This window comes from Streptomyces sp. NPDC085900 (genome assembly GCF_044540925.1).
GTDB lineage: Bacteria > Actinomycetota > Actinomycetes > Streptomycetales > Streptomycetaceae > Streptomyces > Streptomyces gilvifuscus.
Genome location: NZ_JBITSP010000003.1, coordinates 848,746 through 871,598 on the forward strand (window position 1 = coordinate 848,746; position 22,853 = coordinate 871,598).

Sequence of the window (22,853 nt, forward strand, 5' to 3'; positions counted from 1 at the left end):
GGCTACCGCGGTGAGCGCTCGGCTCAGACGGCGGCCGGGTCCTCCTCGACGAGGAGGTTGCGGGTGCGGTTCGGGTCGACCGGGATGCCGGGGCCCATCGTGGTGCTGATGGCGGCCTTCTTGATGTAACGACCCTTGGCGGCGGACGGCTTGAGACGGGTGATCTCGTCGAGCGCCGCGGCGTAGTTCTCCACCAGCTTGTCGTCCTCGAAGGACGTCTTGCCGATGATGAAGTGCAGGTTCGAGTGCTTGTCGACGCGGAACTCGATCTTGCCGCCCTTGATGTCGGTCACGGCCTTCGCCACGTCCGGGGTCACGGTGCCGGTCTTGGGGTTCGGCATGAGACCACGGGGACCGAGCACGCGGCCGAGGCGGCCGACCTTGCCCATGAGGTCCGGGGTGGCGACGACGGCGTCGAAGTCCAGGCGGCCCTTCGAGACCTCGTCGATCAGCTCGTCGGAGCCGACGATGTCGGCGCCCGCGGCCTCCGCGGCCGCAGCACGGTCACCGGTCGCGAAGACCAGGACCCGGGCAGTCTTGCCGGTGCCGTGCGGCAGGTTCACGGTGCCACGGACCATCTGGTCGGCCTTGCGCGGGTCGACACCCAGACGGAAGGCGACCTCGACGGTGCCGTCGAACTTGGTCGTGGAGGTCTCCTTGGCGAGACGGACGGCCTCGAGCGGGGCGTACAGCTTCTCCCGGTCGATCTTCTCGTCCGCAGCGCGAAGGGCCTTGCTGCGCTTGCTCACTACTTCTCCTGAGGTTTTTAGGAGTCGTGGTACGGGCCGAGCAGGCCCTGCCACTTCTGCTTGATGTACGGGGGAGGTGGGGCTCAGCCCTCGACCGTGATGCCCATGGAACGGGCGGTGCCGGCGATGATCTTCGACGCGGCGTCCAGGTCGTTGGCGTTCAGGTCGGGAAGCTTGGTCTGGGCGATCTCGCGGACCTGCGCCTCGGTGATCTTGGCGACCTTGGTCTTGTGCGGCTCGCCGGAGCCCTTCTCGACACCCGCGGCCTTGAGGATCATCTTGGCGGCCGGCGGCGTCTTGGTGATGAAGGTGAAGGAGCGGTCCTCGTAGACCGTGATCTCCACCGGGATCACCCAGCCACGCTGCGACTCGGTCGCGGCGTTGTACGCCTTGCAGAACTCCATGATGTTGACGCCGTGCTGGCCCAGCGCGGGGCCGACCGGCGGAGCCGGGTTCGCCGCACCGGCGTTGATCTGGAGCTTGATGAGCCCCGTGACCTTCTTCTTCTTGGGAGGCATAGCTCTCCGCGTCCTTTCGGTTCGGGTCCTGCCTGCACGCGGGGACCACCCGAACGCAGGCATACCGCACAACGATAACGGGTATAGATGCGCGGCCAAAAACCGAGCAGGTCAGACAGACTGTGACAGCCCGCCTGACCTGCTCGGAAGCTCTTTCCGGAAGAAGCTAGTTCTTCTGGATCTGGTCGAAGCTCAGCTCGACCGGGGTCTCGCGGCCGAAGATCTCCACCAGACCCTTGACCTTCTTCGAGTCCGGGTTGATCTCGTTGATCGTCGCCTGCAGCGTGGCGAACGGGCCGTCGGTGACGGTGACCGAGTCGCCCACCTCGAAGTCCAGCACCTGGACCTCGACCTTGCGCTGCGGAGCCGGCTTGCCCTCGGCCTCGGCGGCCTCGCGGGCGGCCTTCTCCTCGGCCTCCGGGGCGAGCATCTTGACGATCTCGTCCAGCGTCAGCGGGTACGGGTCGTAGGCGTTGCCCACGAAGCCGGTGACACCCGGGGTGTTGCGGACGACGCCCCAGGACTCGTTCGTCAGGTCCATGCGGACCAGGACGTAACCCGGCAGTTTGTTCTGCTTGATCGTCTTGCGGTCGCCGTTCTTGATCTGGACGACCTCTTCCTGCGGCACCTCGGCCTGGAAGATGTAGTCCTCGACGTTCAGCGAGACGGCGCGCTGCTCCAGGTTGGTCTTCACGCGGTTCTCGTAGCCGGCGTAGGTGTGGATGACGTACCACTCGCCGGGCAGGGTGCGCAGTTCCTCGCGCAGGGCGGCGACCGGGTCGACGGGCTCCGCGGGCTCCGTCTCCTCCTCGGCGACGGCCTCTTCATCGGCGTCGTCGGCGTCGGTGTCGGCGTCCTCGTCCACGACGTGGACGGCGTCCTCCTCGGCGGCCTCGCCGGCCTCGGCGTCCGCAGCCTCGAACTCGTCCAGGTCGTCGTCCGCGCCCTCGACGATGTCGAGCTCGTCGTCCACCGACTCGTCCGGCTCGATGGCGTCGTCGTTCAGGTTCGTGTCAGACACGGTGGCTGCTTCTTCCTGGATACATAGGGGTGGAACATGCGAAAGGGGCGCCGGTAACCACGGCGCCCTTCGCTTTCGACTCAGCCGAAGACGTACTTGGCCGCGTGGTTGAGCCCATAGTCAATCACGGTCACCAGGGCGATCATGATGGCGACGAAGAAGATCACCACGGTGGTGTACGAGGTCAGCTGGTTGCGCGTCGGCCAGACGACCTTGCGGAGCTCGGCGATGACCTGGCGGTAGAAAAGGGCAAGCCTCTTGAGCGGACCCTTCTTGGCCCGCTTGCCGCCCTTCCGGGCCTTCTTCTGCGTCTCCTGCGCCTCGTCCTGGGCATCAGGCGTGTCGATGGAGCCCACGGCGTCCGCCATTCGTCCTCACCTGTTCCCGGGTCGTGGCCGTGCCGCGCCCGGTCTGAGCCGCACGGCGGTGCGTTGCTGTACGTACATGCGCACACCTGGCGAAGGTGTGTGTAGCAGGGCCGGAGGGACTTGAACCCCCAACCGCCGGTTTTGGAGACCGGTGCTCTACCAATTGAGCTACGACCCTTTGCTGCGTCCCCCAACGTACCGCATCCGACCGGGTGCTCGGTGTGCACCGCCCGCGGCGCGGCTGCTGAAGGCCAACGAGGTGAGAGTGTACGTGTTCCGGAGCCCTCCGTCGAACAGAAAGCCCGCGTAGGGGGCTTGGCGGAGGAGGATCGTCACGAAACCCGTGGAAGATCACCCAGGCCATGGCCCGATTCCGGACGGGTGTTCAGTGACCGACCCCTGGATGTTCAGTCTGTGAAACCCGCGTGCCCGGCATGTTTCCGGTCTGGAACGATGGGCTCCATGAGCCCTGCAACCCCTCCCACCGAGCGCCGGGTCTCCGCCCGAGTCGGCGCGATCTCCGAGTCCGCCACTCTCGCCGTGGACGCCAAGGCCAAGGCCCTCAAGGCAGCCGGGCGTCCGGTGATCGGCTTCGGCGCCGGTGAGCCCGACTTCCCGACCCCGGACTACATCGTCGAGGCGGCCGTCGAGGCCTGCAAGAACCCCAAGTACCACCGGTACACGCCGGCCGGCGGCCTGCCCGAGCTGAAGTCCGCGATCGCCGCGAAGACGCTGCGCGACTCCGGCTGGGAGCCCGACGTCTCGCAGATCCTCGTCACCAACGGCGGCAAGCAGGCCATCTACGAGGCCTTCGCCGCGATCCTCGACCCGGGCGACGAGGTCATCGTCCCCGCGCCGTACTGGACGACGTACCCGGAGTCGATCCGTCTCGCGGGCGGTGTGCCCGTCGAGGTCGTCGCCGACGAGACGACCGGCTACCGCGTGAGCGTGGAGCAGCTGGAGGCGGCCCGTACGGAGAAGACGAAGGTCGTCCTCTTCGTCTCGCCGTCCAACCCGACCGGCGCGGTGTACTCCGAGGCCGAGACCGAGGCGATCGGCCGCTGGGCCGTCGAGCACGGCCTGTGGGTGCTGACCGACGAGATCTACGAGCACCTCGTCTACGGCGACGCGGTCTCCGTGTCCCTGCCGGCGCTGCTGCCCGAGCTGCGCGACAAGTGCATCGTCGTCAACGGTGTCGCCAAGACGTACGCCATGACCGGCTGGCGGGTCGGCTGGGTCATCGGCCCGAAGGACGTCGTCAAGGCGGCCACCAACCTGCAGTCGCACGCCACGTCGAACGTGTCCAACGTCGCGCAGGTGGCGGCGCTCGCCGCCGTCTCCGGTGACCTGGAGGCCGTAGCGAAGATGCGCGAGGCCTTCGACCGGCGCCGCAAGACCATCGTGCGCATGCTCAACGAGATCGACGGCGTCGTCTGCCCCGAGCCCGAGGGCGCGTTCTACGCCTACCCGTCCGTGAAGGCCCTGCTCGGCAAGGAGATCCGCGGCAAGCGGCCGCAGGACACCGTCGAGCTCGCCGCGCTGATCCTGGAGGAGGCCGAGGTCGCGGTCGTCCCGGGTGAGGCCTTCGGCACGCCGGGGTATCTGCGGCTGTCGTACGCCCTGGGGGACGAGGACCTCGTCGAGGGCGTCTCGCGGATCCAGAAGCTGCTGGCGGAGGCCCGGGACTGAGGTCCGCGCCCCGCGCCCCGCGCCCCGCGCGCCCCGCGCCCGCTGCAACGGCTGAGCGGACCCCCTCGTGAGGGGGTCCGCTTTTTCGTGCGAGCAAGACCACTAACGTGGATTCCGCTACCGGGACGGCGGTGACGTACGGCAGGATCCTGGGATGGAGCGTGTACGTGATGTCTCTGACCTGCCGAAGGCCCATCTGCACCTGCACTTCACCGGGTCCATGCGGCCGGGGACGGTCCTGGAACTGGCCGACAAGCACGGGGTGCGGCTACCCGAGGCCCTGACCGAGGCGCTGACCAGCGGGGAGCCGCCGAAGCTGCGGGCCACGGACGAGCGGGGCTGGTTCCGCTTCCAGCGGCTGTACGACGCCGCCCGGTCGTGTCTGCGCGAGCCCGAGGACATCCAGCGGCTGGTGCGCGAGGCCGCCGAGGAGGACGTCCGGGACGGGTCGGGGTGGCTGGAGATCCAGGTCGACCCCACCTCCTACGCGCCCCGGCTGGGCGGATTGATCCCGGCGCTGGAGATCATCCTCGACGCGGTCGAGACCACGTCCAGGGAGACGGGGCTCGGGATGCGCGTGCTCGTCGCCGCGAACCGGATGAAGCATCCGCTGGACGCCCGCACGCTGGCCCGGCTCGCCGTGCGGTACGCGGAGCGGGGTGTCGTGGGCTTCGGGTTGTCGAACGACGAGCGGCGGGGCATGGCCCGCGACTTCGACCGCGCCTTCCACATCGCCCGCGAGGGCGGCCTGCTGTCGGCCCCGCACGGCGGGGAGCTGACCGGGCCGTCGTCGGTACGGGACTGTCTCGACGACCTGCACGCCGACCGGCTGGGGCACGGGGTGCGGGCCGCCGAGGATCCGCGGCTGCTGAAACGGCTCGCGGACAGGGGCGTGACGTGCGAGGTGTGCCCGGCGTCGAACGTCGCGCTGGGTGTCTACGAGAAGCCCGAGGACGTCCCGCTGCGGACCTTGTACGACGCCGGTGTGCCGATGGCCCTGGGCGCCGACGATCCGCTGCTGTTCGGGTCCCGGCTCGCCGCGCAGTACGAGATCGCCCGGCGCCACCATGGTTTCAGCGACGAGGAGTTGGCGGAGTTGGCTCGGCAGTCGGTGCGGGGATCGGCGGCGCCGGAAGATGTGAAGCAGAAGCTGCTGGCGGGGATCGAGGACTGGCTGGCCTCTTGAGGGTTGTTATTTAAAGGCTCACGCCGACCGTCACCGGCTCGTTGACCAGCGTGATGCCGAAGGTGTCGCGGACGCCTGCGACCACCTCGCGGGCGAGGGCGAGGAGGTCCTCCGTGGTGGCTTCGCCCCTGTTGGTGAGGGCGAGGGTGTGCTTGGTGGAGATCCGGGCGGGGCCCGTGCCGTAGCCCTTGGTGAAGCCCGCCTTGTCGATCAGCCAGGCCGCCGAGGTCTTGGTGCGGCCCTCGCCCGCCGAGTAGGCGGGGGGTTCGGCGTCGGGGCCGAGGTGTTCCTTCACGCGGGCGTGGAACGCGGCGAAGTCGGCGTTCGTGAGGATCGGGTTGGTGAAGAAGGAGCCCGCAGACCAGGTGTCGTGGTCCTCGGGGTCCAGGACCATGCCCTTGCCCGAGCGGAGCTTGAGGACCGTCTCGCGGGCGGCGGGCAGGGGGACGCGGTCGCCGGGGTCCACGCCGAGGGCGCGGGCGGTCTCGGCGTACTTGATGGGGCCGGAGAGGCCGTTGGCGTCCTCCAGGTCGTAGCGGACGCGGAGGACGACGTAGCGGTCGGGGTCGGCCTTGAAGCGGCTGTGACGGTAGGAGAAGGCGCAGTCGGCGTTCGGGAGGGTGACCGTCTCGCGGGTCGTGCGGTCGTAGGCGACGACCTCGGTGATCGTCGAGGAGACCTCCTGGCCGTACGCGCCCACGTTCTGGATGGGGGTCGCGCCGGCGGAGCCGGGGATGCCGGCCAGGCATTCGATGCCGGCGAGACCGGCCTCGACCGTGCGGGCGACGGCGTCGGTCCAGACCTCGCCCGCGGCCAGTTCGAGGCGGGTGCCGTCGAGGGTGAAACCCTTGGTGGCGATGACCAGGGCGGTGCCGGGGAAGCCCTTGTCGCCGATGACCAGGTTCGAGCCGCCGCCGATCAGCAGGAGCGGGGTGCCGGTGTCGTCGGCCTCGCGGACCGCCGCGATGACCTCCGCGTCGGTGGTGGCGGTGATCAGGCGGGAGGCTGGGCCGCCCAGGCGGAAGGTGGTCAGCGGGGCGAGGGGGGCGTCGTGTCGTTCCTGCACGGGCTCAAGGGTAGGGCCTCCGGCTTCGGCGGTTGCGCGGGCGGGGGCCGGGCTGGGGTCGGTGGTGGGTGCGGGGGTGTGGTGGGGGGTGTCCGTCCTCGGACGGGCGGTGCTGTCGGCCAAGAGACCCTGCCCGCCGGACGCCCGCCACTGCGGGCGAACACCCCCCACCGCACCCCCTCCCCGCCGTACGCCCCTGCGCGCTCCGGGAGCGGATGCCTTACGGCCACTCGGTTGCGGACCCGCCCAGCTGCGGGCCGTCGCAGCGGGCATATCGGCGCCTGTGGTCGGCCGTGGCCGGTGGCTGCACGCGCCCAGCTGCGGGCAGTCGTGCCGCTTGGGCGGTGGTGAAGCCCACCCCCGGGGCGTGTGGTGCCGGGGTACGGGAACCACCCGCCCAGCTGCGGGCAGTCGTGCCGCTTGGGCGGCACGGGTGGGCGCAGCGGTACCGCTCGGCGCGGGGTGATGGAGCCCACCCCCGGGGGGTGGTGCCGGGGTACGGGAACCACCCGCCCAGCTGCGGGCAGTCGTGCCGCTTGGGCGGCACGGGTGGGCGCAGCGGTGCCGCTCGGCGCGGGGTGATGGAGCCCACCCCCGGGGCGTGTGGTGCCGGGGTACGGGGAAACGGCCCCCTCTGAGAGCGGGGCCGTTTCCGGGGGCTGGGGTCAGCCTGCGATGGGGTCGAGGGTCGGGGTGGGGTCCTCTGTCGGGGACAGGGTCGTCGGCTGGGGCGCGCGGTGCCTGGGGATCAGCAGGGCCGCGACACCCGCCACCGCGACCACCGCCGCGCCGGTGACCAGCGCCGGCTGGAGACCGTCGACGAAGGCCCGGGCGCTCTCGTATCCGCCCTGGGACGAGAAGATCGACGACATGATCGCGATGCCCAGTGCGCCACCCACCTCGCGCAGCGCGTTGTTGGCACCGGAGGCGATGCCCTGCTCCGTGGCGCGGACGCTGGACATGACCAGGTTGGCCGCCGGAGCGAAGTACAGGCCCATGCCGATGCCACTGATGATCAGGGCCGGGAGCTGGGCGGCGTAGGACACGCCGGGGTCGACCACGGAAGCCATCCAGCCGAGGCCCGCCGCCTGGAAGAAGAGGCCCGCGGCGACCACGGGGCGGCCTCCGATGCGGTCGGACAGGATGCCGGCGATCGGGGCGACGAGCATCGGCATGCCGGTCCAGGGGAGCATCCGCAGGCCCGCCTCGGTGGGCGAGTAGCCGAGGACGCCCTGCATGAACTGGCTGAGCAGGAAGATCGAGCCGAACATCCCGAGGAACATCAGCAGGCTCGCCGCGTTGATGCCGGAGAAGGCCCGGGAGCGGAACAGGCGCATCGGCAGCATGGGGTTCTTGGCGCGCAGGCTGTAGAGGACGAAGGCGGTCAGCAGCGCTGTGCCCGCGAACAGGCCGGTGAGGACGAAAGGTGCCGTCCAGCCGTCGGCGGGGCCGCGGACCAGGCCGTAGACGATCCCGAAGAGGCCACCGCTGGCCAGGAGGGTGCCGGGGATGTCGAGAGGGGCTCCGGTGCCGTGCGACTCCGCCAGGCGCAGGCGGGCGAGCGGCAGCAGGGCGATGCCCAGCGGCACGTTCAGCCAGAAGATCCAGTGCCAGGAGACGTGCTCGGTGAGGCTGCCGCCGATCAGCGGGCCGGACGCCACCGCCAGGCCGTTGACCGCACCCCAGATGCCGTACGCCATCCCGCGCTTGGCGGCGGGGACGGCCGCGGTGAGGAGGGTGAGGGTCAGCGGCATCATGATCGCCGCTCCCACACCCTGCACCGCGCGTGCGGCGATGAGGGCGTCGATGCCGGTCGACACGGCCGCGGCGGCGGAGGCGCCGGTGAATATCGTGAGGCCGGTGAGGAAGAGACGGCGCCGGCCGAAGCGGTCGCCGAGTGCCGCGCCGAACATGAGGAGGACGGCGAAGGTCAGGGTGTAGGCGCTGACCGTCCATTCCAGGTCGTCCAGGGCTCCCCCGAGGTCCTTGCGGATGGAGGGCAGGGCGGTGGTGACTACGAGGTTGTCGAGGGCCGCCATGAATCCGGCGACGCTGGTGATGACGAGGGCCCAGACGGTTCCCCCGCGACGTGCGGTCTGCTCTGACATCGCTCCCCCAGAGGGTCATCAGATGAAGGTCATCGGTTTTGTTAGTTATTGATGACTTACTTTTGCGGGCATGGAAATCCGCCGTGACGGGCAGGCATTCGCCCTTCCGTCCACCTGTTGCTTCTACTTCTCCAGCCGGCCCCTCAGGCGCGCCTCGGGGTAGAGCCCTTCCCAGATCCTGTGCCCCGGCGGGAAGCCCATGGACACCAGGCAGTTGATGAGCATCCCGTACGCCATGAAGGTCGTCGTCTCGTCGGTGTCGGCGCCCAGCGACAGGTGGACCGTGTCCCACAGACGCATCCAGCCCGCCCGCACCTGCTCGCCGAGCTCGTGCTCGCCGGCCTGTTCGGCGGCGGCTACGGCCACGTACATCTGCATCTGCATCAGCAGCCGCTCGGGCTCCTCTGCGATGACCTTGGTGTACGCGTTCGCCATGGCACGCAGGGCCTCTTCGCCCTCCAGGCCCTCGGCGGCCTCCTCGAAGGTGCGGATCGTGTCCTCCAGGCACCGCTGGGACGCCGCGAGGAAGATCGCCTTCTTGCCCGGGAAGAGGCGGAAGAGATACGGCTGCGAGACACCGACGCGCTTGGCGATCGCCTCGGTGGACGTGCCGTAGTAGCCGCCGCGGGCGAACTCGGCCGTCGCCGCGCGGATGACGCTCTCGCGCCTCTCTTCTGCGCTCATCCTGACCATGCGAGTAAGTTAGTACTCAATCACTAACTAGGTCAAGGGGAGGGTGTGGGTGGGTTCGCGCAGGGTGGGGTAAGGGGCGCTCCGCCATGGAGAGGGCCCCTTACCGCTCGTCACGCGCGCGGGCTCACGCCAGGCGGACGACCGCCCTCGACATGCCCAGCACCTTCTGGCCGGCGCTGGTCGCCGTGAGGTCCACGCGGACGGTGTTGTCGTCGAGCTTGGCGGCGACCTTGGCGCTGACCTCGATCACCGCGCCCTTGTCGTCGTTCGGGACGACGACCGGCTTGGTGAAGCGGACGCCGTACTCGACGACCGCGCCCGGGTCGCCGGTCCAGTCGGTGACCACCCGGATCGCCTCGGCCATGGTGAACATGCCGTGCGCGATGACGTCCGGGAGGCCCACCTCCTTGGCGAACTTCTCGTTCCAGTGGATGGGGTTGAAGTCCCCGGAGGCGCCCGCGTACTGGACGAGTGTGGCGCGAGTCACCGGAAAGGTCCGGGCGGGCAGTTCGGTGCCGACCTCGACGTCGTCGTATGCGATCTTTGCCGTCATCCCGCTCTCACGCCTCCTCTGCCGCACGCGCGACCAGCTTCGTCCAGGCGGTCACGACGTGCTCGCCCGCCTCGTCGTGGACCTCACCGCGGATGTCCAGGATGTCGTTGCCCGCCAGGGACTTGATCGCCTCGATGGTGGACGTGACGGTGAGGCGGTCCCCTGCCCGTACCGGGCGGACGTAAGAGAACTTCTGGTCGCCGTGCACGACCCGGCTGTAGTCCAGGCCGAGCCGGGGGTCCTGGACGACCTGTCCGGCCGCCTTGAAGGTGATGGCGAACACAAAGGTCGGCGGGGCGACGACATCGGGGTGACCGAGCGCCTTGGCGGCCTCCGGGTCCGTGTACGCGGGATTGGTGTCCCCCACCGCTTCCGCGAACTCACGGATCTTCTCGCGGCCCACCTCGTAGGGGGCGGTGGGCGGGTACGTCCGCCCCACGAAGGACTGGTCGAGCGCCATGGCTCGGCACCTCCTGGTGTCGATGACTTACGTTCACTGCGCGGGCAAACGACGCGAGGCCGCCCCCTTGTGGTGGGGGCGGCCTCGCGTACGAGCCTGATTTATCGCGTTTCGCGGTGCGCGGTGTGCGCGTTGCAACGCGGGCAGTGCTTCTTCATCTCAAGACGGTCCGGGTTGTTACGCCGGTTCTTCTTGGTGATGTAGTTCCGCTCCTTGCACTCCACGCAGGCCAGCGTGATCTTCGGGCGGACGTCGGTGGCAGCCACGTGAGTGCTCCTTGACGAACGGATGGGATGATTAACGCACGTAAGAGTAGCCGATCGAAGGACCGACCCCGCAATCGGCTACTGTCAGTAGCGGTGACCGGACTTGAACCGGTGACACAGCGATTATGAGCCGCTTGCTCTACCGACTGAGCTACACCGCTGTGATGCGATCCGTTCCCGCCTTGCGACGGGAACCTCTCACACCAGAGCCCCAATACGGAATCGAACCGTAGACCTTCTCCTTACCATGGAGACGCTCTGCCGACTGAGCTATTGGGGCGAGCGATGAAGACATTACACGGTCCGCCGCCGTTCACCCAAATCCGTTTCGCGGCCCCCGTCCCGGTCTCCGCGGCGACCCGCACACGCCCTTCCAGCGGCCTCCCCACCAGCCACTGAGGTCGCCCCCCGCACGGAGGACCACACCGGTACGACTATTGCGCTCCTCCCCGCCGAGGACGGATCACCACCCTAGGCTCGACTCACTCTGCGTGATCTTGTGTCCTCTTGTCCCAGGAGCGCGATGCCCGACAGCCAGCCGCAGCCGCCCCACTCGTCACCCTCGGGCTCTTCGGGCTCCTCCGGGCCGGGCGACCCCGCCGCTCTGCTGTTGTGCGGGGCGCGGCTGACCGACGGCCGGACCGTGGACGTACGGCTGGGCGGCGGGCGCATCGAGGCGGTCGGCACGGCGGGGAGCCTGGCGGTGGGCGGCACGCGCGCGTGTGGGGCACGGGTGGACCTGAGCGGGTATCTGCTGCTGCCGGCCCCGGCCGAACCGCACGCCCACGGCGACACCGCGCTGACGGCCGACGGGGACGGCCCCGCCTCGTACGACCCCCAGGACGTCCAGCGCCGAGCCACGGAGGCGGCGCTGCTGCAACTCGGGCACGGGGCCACGGCGTTGCGGGCACACGTGCGCGTGGGCGACGTACAGGGGCTCGGCGCGCTGGCCGCCGTCCTGCGGGCACGGCGTTCGCTGCGCGGACTCACCGAGCTGACGGCCGTGGCGATGCCCAGGGTGCTGACCGGGGTCGCCGGGGCGGACGGGCTCGCGGTGCTGCGGGACGCGGTCAAGATGGGCGCCTCGGTGGTGGGCGGGTGCCCGGACCTGGACCCGGATCCGATCGGCTACGTGGAGGCGGTCCTGGAGATCGCCTCCGAATACGGCTGCCCCGTCGACCTGCACACCGACGCCGACGACCCGGCCCGCCTCGCGCGCCTCGCCGCGATGGCCGGCGGACTGCGCCCCGGCGTCACCCTCGGCCCGTGCGGGGGGCTGGACCGGATGCCCGCCGAGGCGGCCCGGCGCACCGCCGACCAGCTCGCGGCCGCCGGGGCGACCGTGGTGTGCGTGCCCCAGGGCGGCTGCTCCGGCACCGACCGGCGCGGCACGGCTCCGGTACGGCTGCTGCGCGCGGCCGGTGTGCGGGTCGCCGCGGGCAGCGGTGCGCTGCGGGACCTGTCGAACCCGGTGGGGCGCGGCGACCCCCTGGAGGCGGCCTATCTGCTCGCCTCCCGGTACGGGCTGCGCCCCGAGGAGGCCTACGACGCCGTGAGCGCGTCGGCGCGGGCGGTCCTGGGGCTGCCCGGGGTACGGGTCGAGGCGGGCTTCCCGGCGGAGTTGCTCGCGGTGCGCGGGGACGGGCTGGCGGGGGCGCTGTCGCTGGCGTACAGCCGGATCGTCGTGCACCGAGGGCGGGTTGTGGCCCGGACGAGTGCGGTACGGGAGTACTGCAACTCCGCCACGTCGGCCGAGTTGGGGCTGCCTCGGCAGGGGCGTGGGGAAGTGTCGTAGGGCGGCGTCCCACGGGGCGGGCGAGGTGTCGTGCGCGGCGTGGGGGGCCGTTGGGGCGTGGCTCAAGTCGGGCGGCGGATGGGGCCGCCCAGGCGTACGGTCGGAAGCATGCGCATTGTCATCGCTGGTGGTCATGGTCAGATCGCGTTGCGGCTGGAGCGGCTGCTCGCCGCGCGTGGGGACGAGGTCGCGGGGATCATCCGCCGCGCCGAACAGGGCGACGACCTGCGGGAGGCAGGGGCCGAACCGATCGTGCTGGATCTGGAGTCGGCCTCGGTCGAGGAGGTCGCCGAGCATCTGCGGGGCGCGGACGCTGCCGTGTTCGCGGCGGGCGCCGGCGCGGGCAGCGGGACCGCGCGCAAGGAGACGGTGGACAAGGGGGCGGCGATCCTGTTCGCGGACGCGGCGGTCCGTGCGGGCGTACGCCGATACGTCGTCGTTTCGTCGATGGGTGCCGACCCCGAGCACGAGGGCGACGACGTGTTCGACGTGTACTTGCGGGCGAAGGGCGAGGCCGACCGGTACATCCAGAATCTGGACGCACTGGACTGGACGATCCTGCGCCCCGGAATGCTGACGAACGACGCCGGTACGGGTCTTGTACGGCTGGAGGCGCGCACCGGTCGCGGCACCATTCCCCGCGACGACGTGGCCGCCGTGCTCGCGGAGTTGGTGGACTCCGCCGCGACCGCCGGACTGACCCTCGAAGTCGTCAGCGGGTCGACGCCGATCTCGGTCGCGGTGAAGTTGGTGGCGGGCAACTGAGGGACGGCCGCAGGGGGGCGGTCCGTGCCGCCGGATCAGAAGAGGGGTAGCTGGCCCGGCATTTCGGGAACGACGTAGCCGTCCAACGCGGGTTGGGCGGCGTCGGCCTGGGCCTGGCGGCGGGAGCCGGGGCAGGACACCAGGGCGCCGTGCTCGCGGGCGCCGGGCGGGTCGTGCCGTGCGAAGCGGCCGGCGACGACGGCGATTTCGCGACGGCATTCGGGGCAGCGTCTGCGGCGAGTGGACATGGAGTCAGTTTGCCCCGGGGGCGGGGGAATCGTGTCCAGCGAGCTCACCGGCGCACTGCGTGCCGTCGGCGGTCGTCAGCCGATGTGGGGGGCGGTGCGCGCGGGATCCAGTGCGTGCTCGATCCGCAGGCGCATGGTCGGATGGATGTCGAGTTCGGAAAGTTCGGCCGGTGGGACCCAGCGGACCCGGGGGGTTTCGGGGCTCGTACGGAGTTCTCCGCCCGTCGGGCGCGCCCGGAAGCAGATGCTGAACTGCTGGCGGACCTCGCCGTCGTCGTAGCGCATCACGTGCCCCGGGTCGGTGTAGATCCCCGTCAGGCCGACGACCTCCACCTCGATGCCGGTCTCCTCCCGGACCTCGCGGACCACGGTGTCGCTGATGGACTCCCCCACGTCGTGGCCGCCCCCGGGCAGCGCCCAGCGGCCGTTGTCGGAGCGACGGACCATGAGGACCCGCCCCGCGTCGTCCCGTACGAGCGCCACGGCGGCGGGCACCACCGAGGTCGCCGGTGGGGCGTCGGGGTCGTGCAGGTAGTCGATGCGTCCCATGTGCCGTACCTCCTCTTGCGGCCAATACGCGTCTTTTTACGGGGTATTCGGGAGAGGTCAGCGGCAACACCCCTTCGACGACGAGGAGATACGCGCCGTGAGCGCCCTGAAGCGCCGGCTCGACAGCAGCCTGACCGCACAGGCCGTCCTGGCCTTCCTGATGGCTCTGGCCATCACCGCCCTCTTCTCCCGCCCGGACGAGCATCCGGCCTCCTGGCTTTTGCGAAGCGCGCTCTACACGGCTGTCGGCATCGCGTTCATGGTCGTACAGCGCCGCAGGATCGGCCGCGCGACCGGCACCGACCCGCGCAGGCTCGCCGACCTCAACCGCAAGATCCGGCACCGCGAGGTGCCCAGCGATCCCGAGGAACGGGCGGTCATGCGCCGACTGGTCGCCGAGCACCTGCGACGGATGGAACGCGGGGGCAGGTGGCTGCCGTACACCCTGGGCCTGATGGGCCTCCTCGCGGTCGCCCTGCTCGTTCTCGGCGCCGTCACCGGCTCGCTCTCCCTGCCCGTGTTCTCCGCCGTCCTCCTGATCGGCATCTGCTGCTGGACCCTCTGGATGCGCCGCCGCTCCCTGGACCGCTGCCGCCATATGCAGGCGGCGCTGCGGGAACAGGACGAACGGGTGTCGTGAATCGCGGGGTGGTGTTTTTGTACGGCGGTGGGGCAGCACGGCAGTCGTCTAGCACGAAAAACCCCCTCCGAACTGCGTTTCCGCAGTTCGGAGGGGGTTTCTCTCAGCGTGGCGGCGCCAGGATTCGAACCTGGGAAGGCTGAGCCGGCAGATTTACAGTCTGCTCCCTTTGGCCGCTCGGGCACACCGCCGGGGTTGCTGCCGTTCGAGCCGCTTTTCGGCGGTGCTCGCTGGCAACGACGTAAACAATACCCGATACGGAGGGGTGCTTCGCCACCCGATTGATCTGCGCTCGAGGGAGCACGGGTGGCTAGGCTTGTCCGGATGCGGCCCGCGCACCACGCCGGGCTCGGCGGCCACCCCCACGCCCGCCGAACCGCACCCCACAAGCACCCCGATACAAGGAGCCACAGGACATGGCCGACTCCAGTTTCGACATCGTCTCGAAGGTCGAGCGGCAGGAGGTCGACAACGCCCTCAACCAGGCCGCCAAGGAGATCTCGCAGCGCTACGACTTCAAGGGCGTGGGAGCCTCGATCTCGTGGTCCGGTGACAAGATCCTGATGGAGGCGAACTCCGAGGACCGCGTCAAGGCCGTCCTCGACGTCTTCCAGTCCAAGCTGATCAAGCGCGGCATCTCGCTGAAGGCCCTGGACGCGGGCGAGCCCCAGCTCTCGGGCAAGGAGTACAGGATCTTCGCGTCCATCGAGGAGGGCATCTCCCAGGAGAACGCCAAGAAGGTGGCGAAGATCATCCGTGATGAGGGCCCCAAGGGGGTCAAGGCTCAGGTGCAGGGCGACGAGCTGCGCGTCAGCTCCAAGAGCCGTGACGACCTGCAGGCCGTGATCGCCCTGCTGAAGGGCAAGGACTTCGACTTCGCGGTCCAGTTCGTGAACTACCGGTGAGCCGGATTTTCCTGGTGGGCGCGACGAGCCGCTGACTCACGGCGTACGGGAACGCGTACGGGAAAGGGTGGGCACCCGTCGGTGCCCACCCTTTCTCGCCTGCTGGCTGCGGTCCAAGGGTGTGCCCGGCCGCACCGGGCCCGTGCGTCCCGGTCAGTCGCGGGAGTTGCCGAACAGGATGCGGTAGGCAATCAGGAGGACCAGCGACCCGCCGATCGCCGCCGCCCAGGTCGCGCCGTCGTAGAAGTGCTTGGTGATCGGGTGGTCCAGGAAGCGGGACGAGATCCAGCCGCCGATGAACGCGCCCGCGATGCCGATGAGCGTCGTGCCGATGAAGCCGCCCGGGTCGCGGCCCGGCAGCAGGAACTTGGCGATGGCTCCGGCCAACAGCCCCAAGATGATCCAGCTGATGATCGTCATGCCCTGAACCTGCCCTCCCACTCTGTGCATCCACTGTCCGAACGGTGAGATTTCGGTGCGGACAGCCTGTGCTTCGTGTGCCACGCGACGACCGCGTGTGCCGCCGGCCGCCTCGCACGATCCGGTCTCGGCTCGCGTGTTCGTGTTCCGTTGCTGGGGAGGACGCCTCCGCGGTGCTCGCCGGTTGCAGCGATCAGTAGGGTGCGAGCCATGACACGGTCCGGCTCCACCTCCGAACTGCGACGCACCCTGGGCGTCGGCGACGCCGTGGTCATCGGACTCGGCTCGATGATCGGCGCCGGGATCTTCGCCGCCCTGGGTCCCGCGGCCCGGGCGGCCGGCTCGGGGCTGCTGCTCGGCCTGGCGGTCGCCGCCGTGGTCGCCTACTGCAACGCCACGTCGTCGGCGCGGCTGGCCGCGCTGTACCCGGCCTCCGGCGGCACCTACGTGTACGGGCGCGAGCGGCTCGGCGCGTTCTGGGGATATCTCGCGGGCTGGTCGTTCGTGGTCGGGAAGACGGCCTCCTGTGCGGCGATGGCCCTCACCGTGGGGGCATACGTCTGGCCTGGGCAGGCCCATGCGGTGGCGGTCGCGGCGGTGGTGGCGCTGACCGCGGTGAACTACGGCGGCATTCAGAAGTCCGCCTGGCTGACCCGGGTGATCGTCGCGGTGGTGCTGGCTGTCCTCGCCTCCGTCGTGGTCGTGTGTCTGGGGTCGGGGGCGTCCGAGGCCGCGCGCCTGGACATCGGGGCCTCCGAGGGCGCCGGCGGTGTGCTGCAGGCGGCCGGCCTGCTCTTCTTCGCCTTCGCCGGGTATGCCCGCATCGCGACCCTCGGCGAGGAGGTACGGGATCCCGCGCGCACCATCCCTCGGGCCATCCCGCTGGCGCTGGGCATCGCGCTGGCCGTGTACGTGTGTGTGGCGGTGGCCGTCCTCTCTGTGCTGGGGGCCGATGGTCTTGGGGCCGCGGCCGCTCCGCTGGCCGACGCGGTGCGGGCGGCCGGTGTGCCGTGGCTGGTACCGGTCGTGCGGGTCGGGGCCGCCGTGGCCGCGTTGGGTTCGCTGCTCGCCCTCATCCTGGGCGTCTCCCGGACGACGCTGGCCATGGCCCGCGACCGGAATCTGCCCGGCGCGCTGTCGGCCGTGCATCCGCGTTTCCAGGTGCCGCACCGGGCCGAACTGGCCGTGGGCGCGGTCGTCGCCGTCCTCGCCGCCACGGTGGACGTGCGGGGTGCGATCGGCTTCTCCTCCTTCGGTGTGCTCGCGTACTACGCCGTGGCCAACGCCTCGGCCTGGACGCTGAGTCCCGCCCCAACGGCCCGGCTGCTGCCGGCTCTGGGACTGGTCGGGTGCGTGGTGCTGGCGTTCTCGCTGCCGGGGATTTCGGTGGTCGTGGGCGCGGGGGTGCTGGCGGTGGGTGTGATGGCGTATGGCGTGCGGCGGTGGACGGACGCCCGGCGGGGGACGGACGCGCGGCGAGGGGCGTAGCGCCTGCGGTGGTAGCGGTAGCGGTAGCGGTAGCGGTAGCGGTAGCGGTAGCGGTAGCGGTCCAGTGCGGGTCGTTTTGTTTTCCTCGTCACTCTCGTGGGAGCTTCGCGGAGAGTGCGGTGGGTTGTCAGTTGACCCCTGTGCGCGTCGTGCGTATGCGGAAGTCGGGCCAGGGGGCCATCTGGAAGTCGTCCTCCATCACGTCCCACCAGCCGGTGCCCTCGCCCCAGGAACGCAGCCAGTCGGCGAGGGTGGGAGTGTCCACGAACCAGGCGTGGTCGGGGTCGCCCGGGTTGGGCTCGAAGAGCAGGACCGTCGAATCCGGGGAACGGCAGTCCACGCAGGCGTACATGGCACAGCCCCAGTGGGATATCGGCAGGACACCTTCCGGCCAGGGCCAGTCCGGGTCCTTGCGGCCACTCTCGCGGTTGGCCAGGTACTGCACGACGGCGGCGGGCTCGCCCGCAGGCGGACCGTCGAGCAGGGGCAGCAGGCCGTATTCCGGGCCGAATCCGCCGTCCCCTATCCGCAGGTACAGGTCGGCGAGCAGTTGCGGCAGGGAGAAGCCCAGGGCCGCTTCGGCGCGGGACAGCGTGTCCGCGGCGACGGGCGCGGGGAGGGAAGTCCAGCCGTAGGGGCGGGTGTTGCGCGCCTTGGCAGCCACCCGTGCCAGCAACTGCTCGTTCTCGGTCATGGGTTCATGATGCAAGGCGGCACTGACAATCGGGCCGGCCTGTGGACAACCGCCGGGCTGTGGAAATCCTCCGGGCCGGGCGGCCGGCCGGGGCGGGGAGGGGCCGGGGTCGCGGCGAGGTGAGTGGCGAGGTCAGCGTGCGGCGAACGGCTCGTCCGTGCGCACGATTTCGCGGCCGAGCGGCAGCAGCGAGACCGGGATCAGCTTGAAGTTGGCGATGCCGAACGGGATCCCGATGATCGTGATGCACAGGGCGATGCCGGTGACGATGTGCGCGAGGGCCAGCCACCAGCCGGCGAGGACCAGCCAGAGGACGTTGCCGAGGCACGAGGGCGCACCGGCGTCACGACGCTCGATCGTCGTGTACCCGAAGGGCCACAGGGCGTAGACGCCGATACGGAAGGCGGCGATGCCGAACGGGATGCCGATGATCGTGATGCACAGGAGGGCTCCGGCTGCCAGGTAGCCGAGGAACAGCCAGAAGCCGCTCAGGACGAGCCAGATGACGTTCAGGATGGTTTTCACTGGGGGCGACCTGCCATCTTCTCGAGCCGGGCGATGCGATCCGCCATCGGCGGATGCGTCGAGAACATCTTGGACAGTCCCTGACCGGGGCGGAAGGGGTTCGCGATCATCATGTGGCTCGCCGTCTCGATGCGCGGCTCGGGTGGCAGCGGCAGCTGCTTGGTGCCCGTCTCCAGCTTGCGCAGTGCGCTTGCCAGGGCGAGCGGGTCGCCGGTGAGCTGGGCGCCGGACGCGTCGGCCTCGTACTCCCTCGACCGGCTGATGGCCAGTTGGATGAGTGAGGCCGCGAGCGGACCGAGGATCATGATGAACAGCATGCCGATGAGACCGGGGCCGTCATCGTCGTCGGAGCGGCCGATCGGGATGAGCCAGGCGAAGTTGACCAGAAACATGATCACCGAGGCGAGGGCACCGGCCACCGACGAGATGAGGATGTCGCGGTTGTAGACGTGGCTGAGCTCGTGGCCGATGACGCCACGCAGTTCGCGCTCGTCGAGGAGGCGCAGGATGCCTTCCGTGCAGCACACCGCGGCGTTGCGCGGGTTGCGGCCCGTCGCGAAGGCGTTCGGCGCCTCCGTCGGGGAGATGTACAGGCTGGGCATGGGCTGGCGGGCCTGGGTGGAGAGCTCGCGGACCATACGGTAGAGGGCCGGGGCCTCGAACTCGCTCACCGGACGCGCGCGCATCGCGCGTAGCGCCAGTTTGTCGCTGTTCCAGTACGCGTACGCGTTCGTCCCGAGGGCGACGAAAACCGCGACCACGAGCCCCATGCGGCCGAAAAAGCTGCCGATGACGATGATGAGGGCGGACAGTCCTCCGAGGAGTACTGCGGTCCTTAGCCCGTTGTGCCGGCGGTGCACGGTACGCCCTCCAAGTGATGCAGCAGGGGAACCCTTTGCTTGCGTCTTGCTTGCTGTCTCCGGTGCCGCTGGTGCCGTGGTGTCACGTCCAGTGGACCCTCCTGTCCTGGTCAACGCCAGGCGAGGGTCACTAGTTCCCTTGTGCGTACGGCTGCATGCCTCCGCCGTACGGGTGAGCGGCTGCGGGCAGGTGCTCAGAAGAGGCCGGTGTCGGCGAAGCGCAGGACCAGCTGGGGAGCTCCCGAGAGGGCGACGCCGAGGACCCCGGTGAGGGCGATCGCCGCTGTCAGGGGTGCCGGGAGGCGGTGCTCGACGGGTTCGCCCTCCGTGGCTCGGAACAGCAGTGCCGTCCACTGGAGGTAGTAGAAGAGCGCGATGACGACATTGACGGCCATGATCACGGCGAGCCAGCCGAGTCCCGCGTCGACGGCCGCCGAGAACACGGTGACCTTGGCGAACAGGCCGATGATGCCCGGCGGCAGTCCGGCCAGGCAGAGCAGGAAGAACGCCAGGAGCAGGGCGGCGAGCGGGTTCCTGGCGTACAGGCCTCGGTAGTCGGTGAGGCGGTTGGCGGTCTTCGTGCGGCCCACCAGTGCGGCGACGGCGAAGGCGCCGAGGTTCATGGCCGCGTACATGAGGGCGTAGGCGACGGTGGAGCCGACGGAGTGCTCCGGGTGGCCGGAGTACGCGGCCGCGGCGATCGGTACGAGGAGGTAGCCCGCCTGGCCCACCGACGACCAGGCGAGGAGGCGTACCGCGCTGTACGCGCGCGTGGCCTGCTGGCGCAGGGCGCCGACGTTGCCGACGGTCATGGTGAGCGCGGCCAGGGCGGCGAGGGCGGGGCCCCAGACGTCGGCGTACGACGGGAAGGCGACCACGGTGACGAGGATGAGGCCGGTGAAGCCGACCGCCTTGCCGACGACCGACAGATAGGCGGCGATCGGCAGGGGCGCGCCGACGTAGGTGTCGGGGACCCAGAAGTGGAACGGTACGGCTGCTGTCTTGAAGGCGAACCCGACGAGGGTGAGGACGACTCCGGTCTGGGCGAGGGTGTGGAGTTGGCCGTCGACGTGCTGGATGCGGTCGGCGACCTGGGTGAGGTACAGGGTGCCGGTCGTGGCGTACACGAAGCTGATGCCCATCAGGCTGACGGCGGTCGCGGTGACCGACGACAGGAAGAACTTCAGCGCCGCTTCGGAGGACTTCCTGTCGCCGTGGCGGATGCCTACGAGGGCGAAGGCGGGCAGGGAGGCGACCTCCAGGGCGACGATCAGGGTCGCGAGGTCGCGGGAGGCGGGCAGGAGAGCGGCGCCGGCCGCGGAGGACAGCAGTAGGAACCAGTACTCCCCTTCGGGGAGTTGTCGTTCGGCGTCCTCGAGGGCCGTCACCGACAGCAGGGCCACGAGGAGTGCTCCGCCGAGGACCAGGAACTGGATGACGAGGGTGAAGTTGTCCGCTGTGTAGCTGCACGCGTGCGTGCCGTCGACGCAGAAGGTGCTGCGGTCGTCGCCGAGGAGGGGCAGCAGCAGGAGCGCGGAGGCGGCGAGGCCGGCGACCGAGACCCAGCCCAGCAGGGGCTTCCTGGTCTCGCCGACGAACAGGTCGGCGACGAGGACGACGAGTCCGACGAGGGCCGTGAGGGTGGGTGGCGCGATGGCGAGCCAGTCGACGGACTGGACGAGGTTCTCGGCCAGCGGCTGGGCCACGGAGCTCATCGGGTGCCTCCTGCGAGGAGCTGCTGCACGGCCGGGTCGGTCAGGCCGAGGAGGGCCTTGGGCCACAGCCCGGCGACGACGGTGAGGGCGACGAGGGGCGTCCAGGCCGCGAACTCGTAGGAGCGGACGTCCGTCAACTGCGGTGCTTCCTGCGGTACGGCGCCCATGCACACGCGCCGGACGACGACGAGCATGTACGCGGCGGTGAGGAGGGTGCCGAAGGCCGCGATGGACATGAAGGTGAGGAAGGCGGGGCGGCTCAGGTCGGCGGCGGGTTCGAACGCGCCGAACAGGGCGAGCATTTCGCCCCAGAAGCCGGCCAGGCCCGGCAGGCCCAGGGAGGCGACGGCGCCGAAGGCGAGGAGGCCGCCGAGGCGCGGGGCCTTGCCGTACAGGGCGGCGCCGGACTCCTCGGCGAGTGCGTCCAGGTCGGTGGTGCCGGTGCGGTCCTTGAGGGCGCCGACGATGAAGAAGAGCAGGCCGGTGATGAGGCCGTGGGCGATGTTGGCGAACAGGGCGCCGTTGACGCCGGTCGGGGTCATGGTGGCGATGCCCAGCAGGACGAAGCCCATGTGGCCGACGGAGGAGTAGGCGATGAGCCGCTTGAGGTCGCCCTTGGCGCCCTGTTTGGCGAGGGCGAGGCAGGCGAGGGACCCGTAGATGATGCCGACGACCGCGAAGGCCGCGAGGTAGGGGGCGAAGGTGCGGAAGCCGTCCGGTGCGATGGGCAGGAGGATGCGGACGAACCCGTACGTGCCCATCTTCAGCAGGACGCCCGCGAGGAGGACCGAGCCGACGGTCGGGGCGGAGGTGTGGGCGTCGGGCAGCCAGCTGTGCAGCGGCCACATCGGCGTCTTGACCGCCAGCCCGATGCCGATCGCCAGAACGGCGATGACCTGCACGGATGTACTCAGTGACCGGCCGTTGTCAGTGGCGAGTGCCACCATGTCGAAGGTGCCGGCCTTGATCCCGATCAGGAGCAGGCCGAGCAGCATGACGACCGAACCGAGCAGTGTGTAGAGGATGAACCGCCAGGCGGCCCGGGTCCGGCCCTCGCCGCCCCAGCGGGCGATGAGGAAGTACATCGGGATGAGCACCGTCTCGAACGCCAGGAAGAACAGCAGCAGATCGAGGACGGCGAAGGTCGCGAGCGTGCCGGACTCGAGGACGAGCAGCAGCGCGACGAAGGCCTTTGGGGTCGGGCCCGCGGGCATCTTGAAGTACGAGTAGAGCGCGCAGAGGAAGGTCAGCAGCGCGGTCAGGACCAGAAGGGGGAGGGAGATGCCGTCGATGCCGAGGTGGATGCGCACGTCGAGTGCGGGGATCCAGCTGATGTCGGTCGTGGCCTGCATCTTCGACGGGTGGTCGTGGTCGAAGCCGAGCGCGAGGACGATCGCGGCGATGAGCACCACGCCGGTGACGGTCACGCCGTGGCGCAGGACGGCCTGCTCCGGGGACTTCCCCTTCAGTCCGGGCGGGGCGGGCAGGAGGGCGGCGACCGCGCCGAGGAGCGGTACGACGACGACGAACGCCAGAAGGAACTGCATCACGGACTCGCTGATATCGATCACG

At 70.0% G+C, this 22,853-nt stretch carries 25 protein-coding genes and 4 tRNA genes; 7 read left to right on the forward strand and 22 right to left on the reverse strand.

What is annotated here, in order from left to right; translation table 11 throughout:
* Positions 1–23 precede the first annotated feature (23 nt).
* The 5 genes from rplA to ACIGDI_RS13360 all read right to left on the reverse strand — a co-directional run bounded on the left by rplA (position 24) and on the right by ACIGDI_RS13360 (position 2,834).
* Positions 24–749 (reverse strand): 50S ribosomal protein L1, encoded by a 726-nt coding sequence (gene rplA, locus ACIGDI_RS13340; protein WP_058923778.1) that lies wholly within the window; start codon positions 747–749, stop codon positions 24–26.
* 83 nt (positions 750–832) lie between these two features.
* Positions 833–1,267, reverse strand: coding sequence for a 50S ribosomal protein L11 (rplK, locus tag ACIGDI_RS13345; protein ID WP_055515278.1), 435 nt, complete (start codon positions 1,265–1,267; stop codon positions 833–835).
* Positions 1,268–1,433: 166 nt separating this feature from the next.
* Positions 1,434–2,288: a transcription termination/antitermination protein NusG gene (nusG, locus tag ACIGDI_RS13350; protein WP_399894836.1), complete on the reverse strand. Its 855-nt coding sequence runs from the start codon at positions 2,286–2,288 to the stop codon at positions 1,434–1,436.
* An 80-nt stretch (positions 2,289–2,368) separates the two neighbouring features.
* Complete coding sequence (gene secE / locus ACIGDI_RS13355; protein WP_200700855.1) at positions 2,369–2,656, reverse strand: preprotein translocase subunit SecE; 288 nt, start codon at positions 2,654–2,656, stop codon at positions 2,369–2,371.
* Between the two features lie 105 nt (positions 2,657–2,761).
* Positions 2,762–2,834, reverse strand: a tRNA-Trp gene (locus ACIGDI_RS13360).
* A 284-nt stretch (positions 2,835–3,118) separates the two neighbouring features.
* Between ACIGDI_RS13360 and ACIGDI_RS13365 the strand changes: the two genes are divergently transcribed.
* Together ACIGDI_RS13365 and ACIGDI_RS13370 are read left to right on the forward strand one after the other, a co-directional pair.
* A complete protein-coding gene (locus ACIGDI_RS13365) occupies positions 3,119–4,345 on the forward strand; it encodes a pyridoxal phosphate-dependent aminotransferase (protein ID WP_160159850.1) in 1,227 nt (408 codons plus the stop codon).
* A gap of 154 nt (positions 4,346–4,499) precedes the next feature.
* The gene (locus ACIGDI_RS13370) at positions 4,500–5,531 is read left to right on the forward strand and encodes an adenosine deaminase (protein WP_399894841.1); all 1,032 of its coding nucleotides are present in this window, start codon (positions 4,500–4,502) and stop codon (positions 5,529–5,531) included.
* Positions 5,532–5,541: 10 nt separating this feature from the next.
* On the opposite strand, the gene ACIGDI_RS13375 is transcribed toward ACIGDI_RS13370, so the two are convergent.
* From ACIGDI_RS13375 to ACIGDI_RS13410, 8 genes are all read right to left on the reverse strand, one after another.
* Complete coding sequence (locus ACIGDI_RS13375; protein WP_399894844.1) at positions 5,542–6,597, reverse strand: UDP-N-acetylmuramate dehydrogenase; 1,056 nt, start codon at positions 6,595–6,597, stop codon at positions 5,542–5,544.
* 665 nt (positions 6,598–7,262) lie between these two features.
* Positions 7,263–8,705, reverse strand: coding sequence for a DHA2 family efflux MFS transporter permease subunit (locus ACIGDI_RS13380; protein WP_399894848.1), 1,443 nt, complete (start codon positions 8,703–8,705; stop codon positions 7,263–7,265).
* A 123-nt stretch (positions 8,706–8,828) separates the two neighbouring features.
* Positions 8,829–9,398, reverse strand: coding sequence for a TetR/AcrR family transcriptional regulator (locus ACIGDI_RS13385; RefSeq protein ID WP_200703318.1), 570 nt, complete (start codon positions 9,396–9,398; stop codon positions 8,829–8,831).
* 124 nt (positions 9,399–9,522) lie between these two features.
* On the reverse strand, positions 9,523–9,951 hold the full coding sequence (locus tag ACIGDI_RS13390) for a MaoC family dehydratase (protein ID WP_399894851.1): 429 nt from the start codon (positions 9,949–9,951) through the stop codon (positions 9,523–9,525).
* A 7-nt stretch (positions 9,952–9,958) separates the two neighbouring features.
* A complete protein-coding gene (locus ACIGDI_RS13395) occupies positions 9,959–10,411 on the reverse strand; it encodes a MaoC family dehydratase N-terminal domain-containing protein (protein ID WP_399894855.1) in 453 nt (150 codons plus the stop codon).
* Between the two features lie 101 nt (positions 10,412–10,512).
* Positions 10,513–10,677: a 50S ribosomal protein L33 gene (gene rpmG / locus ACIGDI_RS13400; protein ID WP_003948671.1), complete on the reverse strand. Its 165-nt coding sequence runs from the start codon at positions 10,675–10,677 to the stop codon at positions 10,513–10,515.
* 88 nt (positions 10,678–10,765) lie between these two features.
* Positions 10,766–10,838 (reverse strand) — tRNA-Met (locus ACIGDI_RS13405).
* A 46-nt stretch (positions 10,839–10,884) separates the two neighbouring features.
* Positions 10,885–10,957: transfer RNA gene (locus ACIGDI_RS13410), tRNA-Thr, on the reverse strand.
* A gap of 243 nt (positions 10,958–11,200) precedes the next feature.
* On the opposite strand from ACIGDI_RS13410, the gene ACIGDI_RS13415 reads away from it, so the two are divergent.
* Together ACIGDI_RS13415 and ACIGDI_RS13420 are read left to right on the forward strand one after the other, a co-directional pair.
* Positions 11,201–12,472 carry an amidohydrolase family protein gene (locus ACIGDI_RS13415; RefSeq protein WP_399894859.1) on the forward strand — a complete coding sequence of 424 codons (1,272 nt, stop codon included), beginning with the start codon at positions 11,201–11,203 and terminating at the stop codon, positions 12,470–12,472.
* Between the two features lie 108 nt (positions 12,473–12,580).
* On the forward strand, positions 12,581–13,237 hold the full coding sequence (locus ACIGDI_RS13420) for an NAD(P)H-binding protein (protein ID WP_399894862.1): 657 nt from the start codon (positions 12,581–12,583) through the stop codon (positions 13,235–13,237).
* A 35-nt stretch (positions 13,238–13,272) separates the two neighbouring features.
* Here ACIGDI_RS13420 and ACIGDI_RS13425 read toward each other — a convergent pair whose 3' ends face one another.
* The gene (locus tag ACIGDI_RS13425) at positions 13,273–13,485 is read right to left on the reverse strand and encodes a hypothetical protein (RefSeq protein WP_142141920.1); all 213 of its coding nucleotides are present in this window, start codon (positions 13,483–13,485) and stop codon (positions 13,273–13,275) included.
* Positions 13,486–13,560: 75 nt separating this feature from the next.
* Positions 13,561–14,034 (reverse strand): NUDIX hydrolase, encoded by a 474-nt coding sequence (locus tag ACIGDI_RS13430; RefSeq protein WP_399894865.1) that lies wholly within the window; start codon positions 14,032–14,034, stop codon positions 13,561–13,563.
* A 97-nt stretch (positions 14,035–14,131) separates the two neighbouring features.
* Here ACIGDI_RS13430 and ACIGDI_RS13435 point away from each other — a divergent pair, with 97 nt between their 5' ends.
* Positions 14,132–14,674: a hypothetical protein gene (locus ACIGDI_RS13435; protein ID WP_399894868.1), complete on the forward strand. Its 543-nt coding sequence runs from the start codon at positions 14,132–14,134 to the stop codon at positions 14,672–14,674.
* Positions 14,675–14,783: 109 nt separating this feature from the next.
* Here the strand turns inward: ACIGDI_RS13435 and ACIGDI_RS13440 are convergent.
* Positions 14,784–14,865 (reverse strand) — tRNA-Tyr (locus ACIGDI_RS13440).
* 225 nt (positions 14,866–15,090) lie between these two features.
* Here ACIGDI_RS13440 and ACIGDI_RS13445 point away from each other — a divergent pair.
* Positions 15,091–15,579 (forward strand): YajQ family cyclic di-GMP-binding protein, encoded by a 489-nt coding sequence (locus ACIGDI_RS13445; protein WP_399894871.1) that lies wholly within the window; start codon positions 15,091–15,093, stop codon positions 15,577–15,579.
* 153 nt (positions 15,580–15,732) lie between these two features.
* Here the strand turns inward: ACIGDI_RS13445 and ACIGDI_RS13450 are convergent, their stop codons facing one another.
* A complete protein-coding gene (locus tag ACIGDI_RS13450) occupies positions 15,733–15,999 on the reverse strand; it encodes a GlsB/YeaQ/YmgE family stress response membrane protein (protein ID WP_058923828.1) in 267 nt (88 codons plus the stop codon).
* A gap of 210 nt (positions 16,000–16,209) precedes the next feature.
* Here ACIGDI_RS13450 and ACIGDI_RS13455 point away from each other — a divergent pair, with 210 nt between their 5' ends.
* Positions 16,210–17,487: an APC family permease gene (locus ACIGDI_RS13455; protein ID WP_399894874.1), complete on the forward strand. Its 1,278-nt coding sequence runs from the start codon at positions 16,210–16,212 to the stop codon at positions 17,485–17,487.
* Positions 17,488–17,614: 127 nt separating this feature from the next.
* Here ACIGDI_RS13455 and ACIGDI_RS13460 read toward each other — a convergent pair whose 3' ends face one another.
* From ACIGDI_RS13460 to ACIGDI_RS13480, 5 genes are all read right to left on the reverse strand, one after another.
* Positions 17,615–18,181, reverse strand: a complete 567-nt coding sequence (locus ACIGDI_RS13460; RefSeq protein WP_399894877.1) for an SMI1/KNR4 family protein — start codon at positions 18,179–18,181, stop codon at positions 17,615–17,617.
* Between the two features lie 132 nt (positions 18,182–18,313).
* The gene (locus ACIGDI_RS13465) at positions 18,314–18,706 is read right to left on the reverse strand and encodes a YccF domain-containing protein (protein ID WP_399894880.1); all 393 of its coding nucleotides are present in this window, start codon (positions 18,704–18,706) and stop codon (positions 18,314–18,316) included.
* Positions 18,703–19,566, reverse strand: coding sequence for a zinc metalloprotease HtpX (gene htpX, locus ACIGDI_RS13470; RefSeq protein ID WP_399894883.1), 864 nt, complete (start codon positions 19,564–19,566; stop codon positions 18,703–18,705). The genes ACIGDI_RS13465 and htpX overlap by 4 nt, the downstream gene beginning before the upstream one ends.
* Positions 19,567–19,760: 194 nt before the next feature.
* Positions 19,761–21,281 (reverse strand): NADH-quinone oxidoreductase subunit N, encoded by a 1,521-nt coding sequence (locus ACIGDI_RS13475; RefSeq protein ID WP_399894886.1) that lies wholly within the window; start codon positions 21,279–21,281, stop codon positions 19,761–19,763.
* Positions 21,278–22,852 carry a NuoM family protein gene (locus tag ACIGDI_RS13480; RefSeq protein WP_399894889.1) on the reverse strand — a complete coding sequence of 525 codons (1,575 nt, stop codon included), beginning with the start codon at positions 22,850–22,852 and terminating at the stop codon, positions 21,278–21,280. Before ACIGDI_RS13480 ends, ACIGDI_RS13475 begins: the two co-directional genes overlap by 4 nt.
* Position 22,853: the final 1 nt, after the last annotated feature.

Bases quoted from the DNA above. Each gene is read 5' to 3' on its own strand.
- ACIGDI_RS13475 (WP_399894886.1), bottom strand. From the start codon at position 21,281: ATGAGCTCCGTGGCCCAGCCGCTGGCCGAGAACCTCGTCCAGTCCGTC.
- ACIGDI_RS13455 (WP_399894874.1), top strand. From the start codon at position 16,210: ATGACACGGTCCGGCTCCACCTCCGAACTGCGACGCACCCTGGGCGTC.
- ACIGDI_RS13425 (WP_142141920.1), bottom strand. From the start codon at position 13,485: ATGTCCACTCGCCGCAGACGCTGCCCCGAATGCCGTCGCGAAATCGCC.
- secE (WP_200700855.1), bottom strand. From the start codon at position 2,656: ATGGCGGACGCCGTGGGCTCCATCGACACGCCTGATGCCCAGGACGAG.
- rplK (WP_055515278.1), bottom strand. From the start codon at position 1,267: ATGCCTCCCAAGAAGAAGAAGGTCACGGGGCTCATCAAGCTCCAGATC.
- ACIGDI_RS13460 (WP_399894877.1), bottom strand. From the start codon at position 18,181: ATGACCGAGAACGAGCAGTTGCTGGCACGGGTGGCTGCCAAGGCGCGC.
- ACIGDI_RS13420 (WP_399894862.1), top strand. From the start codon at position 12,581: ATGCGCATTGTCATCGCTGGTGGTCATGGTCAGATCGCGTTGCGGCTG.
- ACIGDI_RS13385 (WP_200703318.1), bottom strand. From the start codon at position 9,398: ATGGTCAGGATGAGCGCAGAAGAGAGGCGCGAGAGCGTCATCCGCGCG.
- ACIGDI_RS13390 (WP_399894851.1), bottom strand. From the start codon at position 9,951: ATGACGGCAAAGATCGCATACGACGACGTCGAGGTCGGCACCGAACTG.
- ACIGDI_RS13365 (WP_160159850.1), top strand. From the start codon at position 3,119: ATGAGCCCTGCAACCCCTCCCACCGAGCGCCGGGTCTCCGCCCGAGTC.
- ACIGDI_RS13380 (WP_399894848.1), bottom strand. From the start codon at position 8,705: ATGTCAGAGCAGACCGCACGTCGCGGGGGAACCGTCTGGGCCCTCGTC.
- ACIGDI_RS13395 (WP_399894855.1), bottom strand. From the start codon at position 10,411: ATGGCGCTCGACCAGTCCTTCGTGGGGCGGACGTACCCGCCCACCGCC.
- ACIGDI_RS13415 (WP_399894859.1), top strand. From the start codon at position 11,201: ATGCCCGACAGCCAGCCGCAGCCGCCCCACTCGTCACCCTCGGGCTCT.
- ACIGDI_RS13370 (WP_399894841.1), top strand. From the start codon at position 4,500: ATGGAGCGTGTACGTGATGTCTCTGACCTGCCGAAGGCCCATCTGCAC.
- ACIGDI_RS13445 (WP_399894871.1), top strand. From the start codon at position 15,091: ATGGCCGACTCCAGTTTCGACATCGTCTCGAAGGTCGAGCGGCAGGAG.
- ACIGDI_RS13450 (WP_058923828.1), bottom strand. From the start codon at position 15,999: ATGACGATCATCAGCTGGATCATCTTGGGGCTGTTGGCCGGAGCCATC.
- ACIGDI_RS13430 (WP_399894865.1), bottom strand. From the start codon at position 14,034: ATGGGACGCATCGACTACCTGCACGACCCCGACGCCCCACCGGCGACC.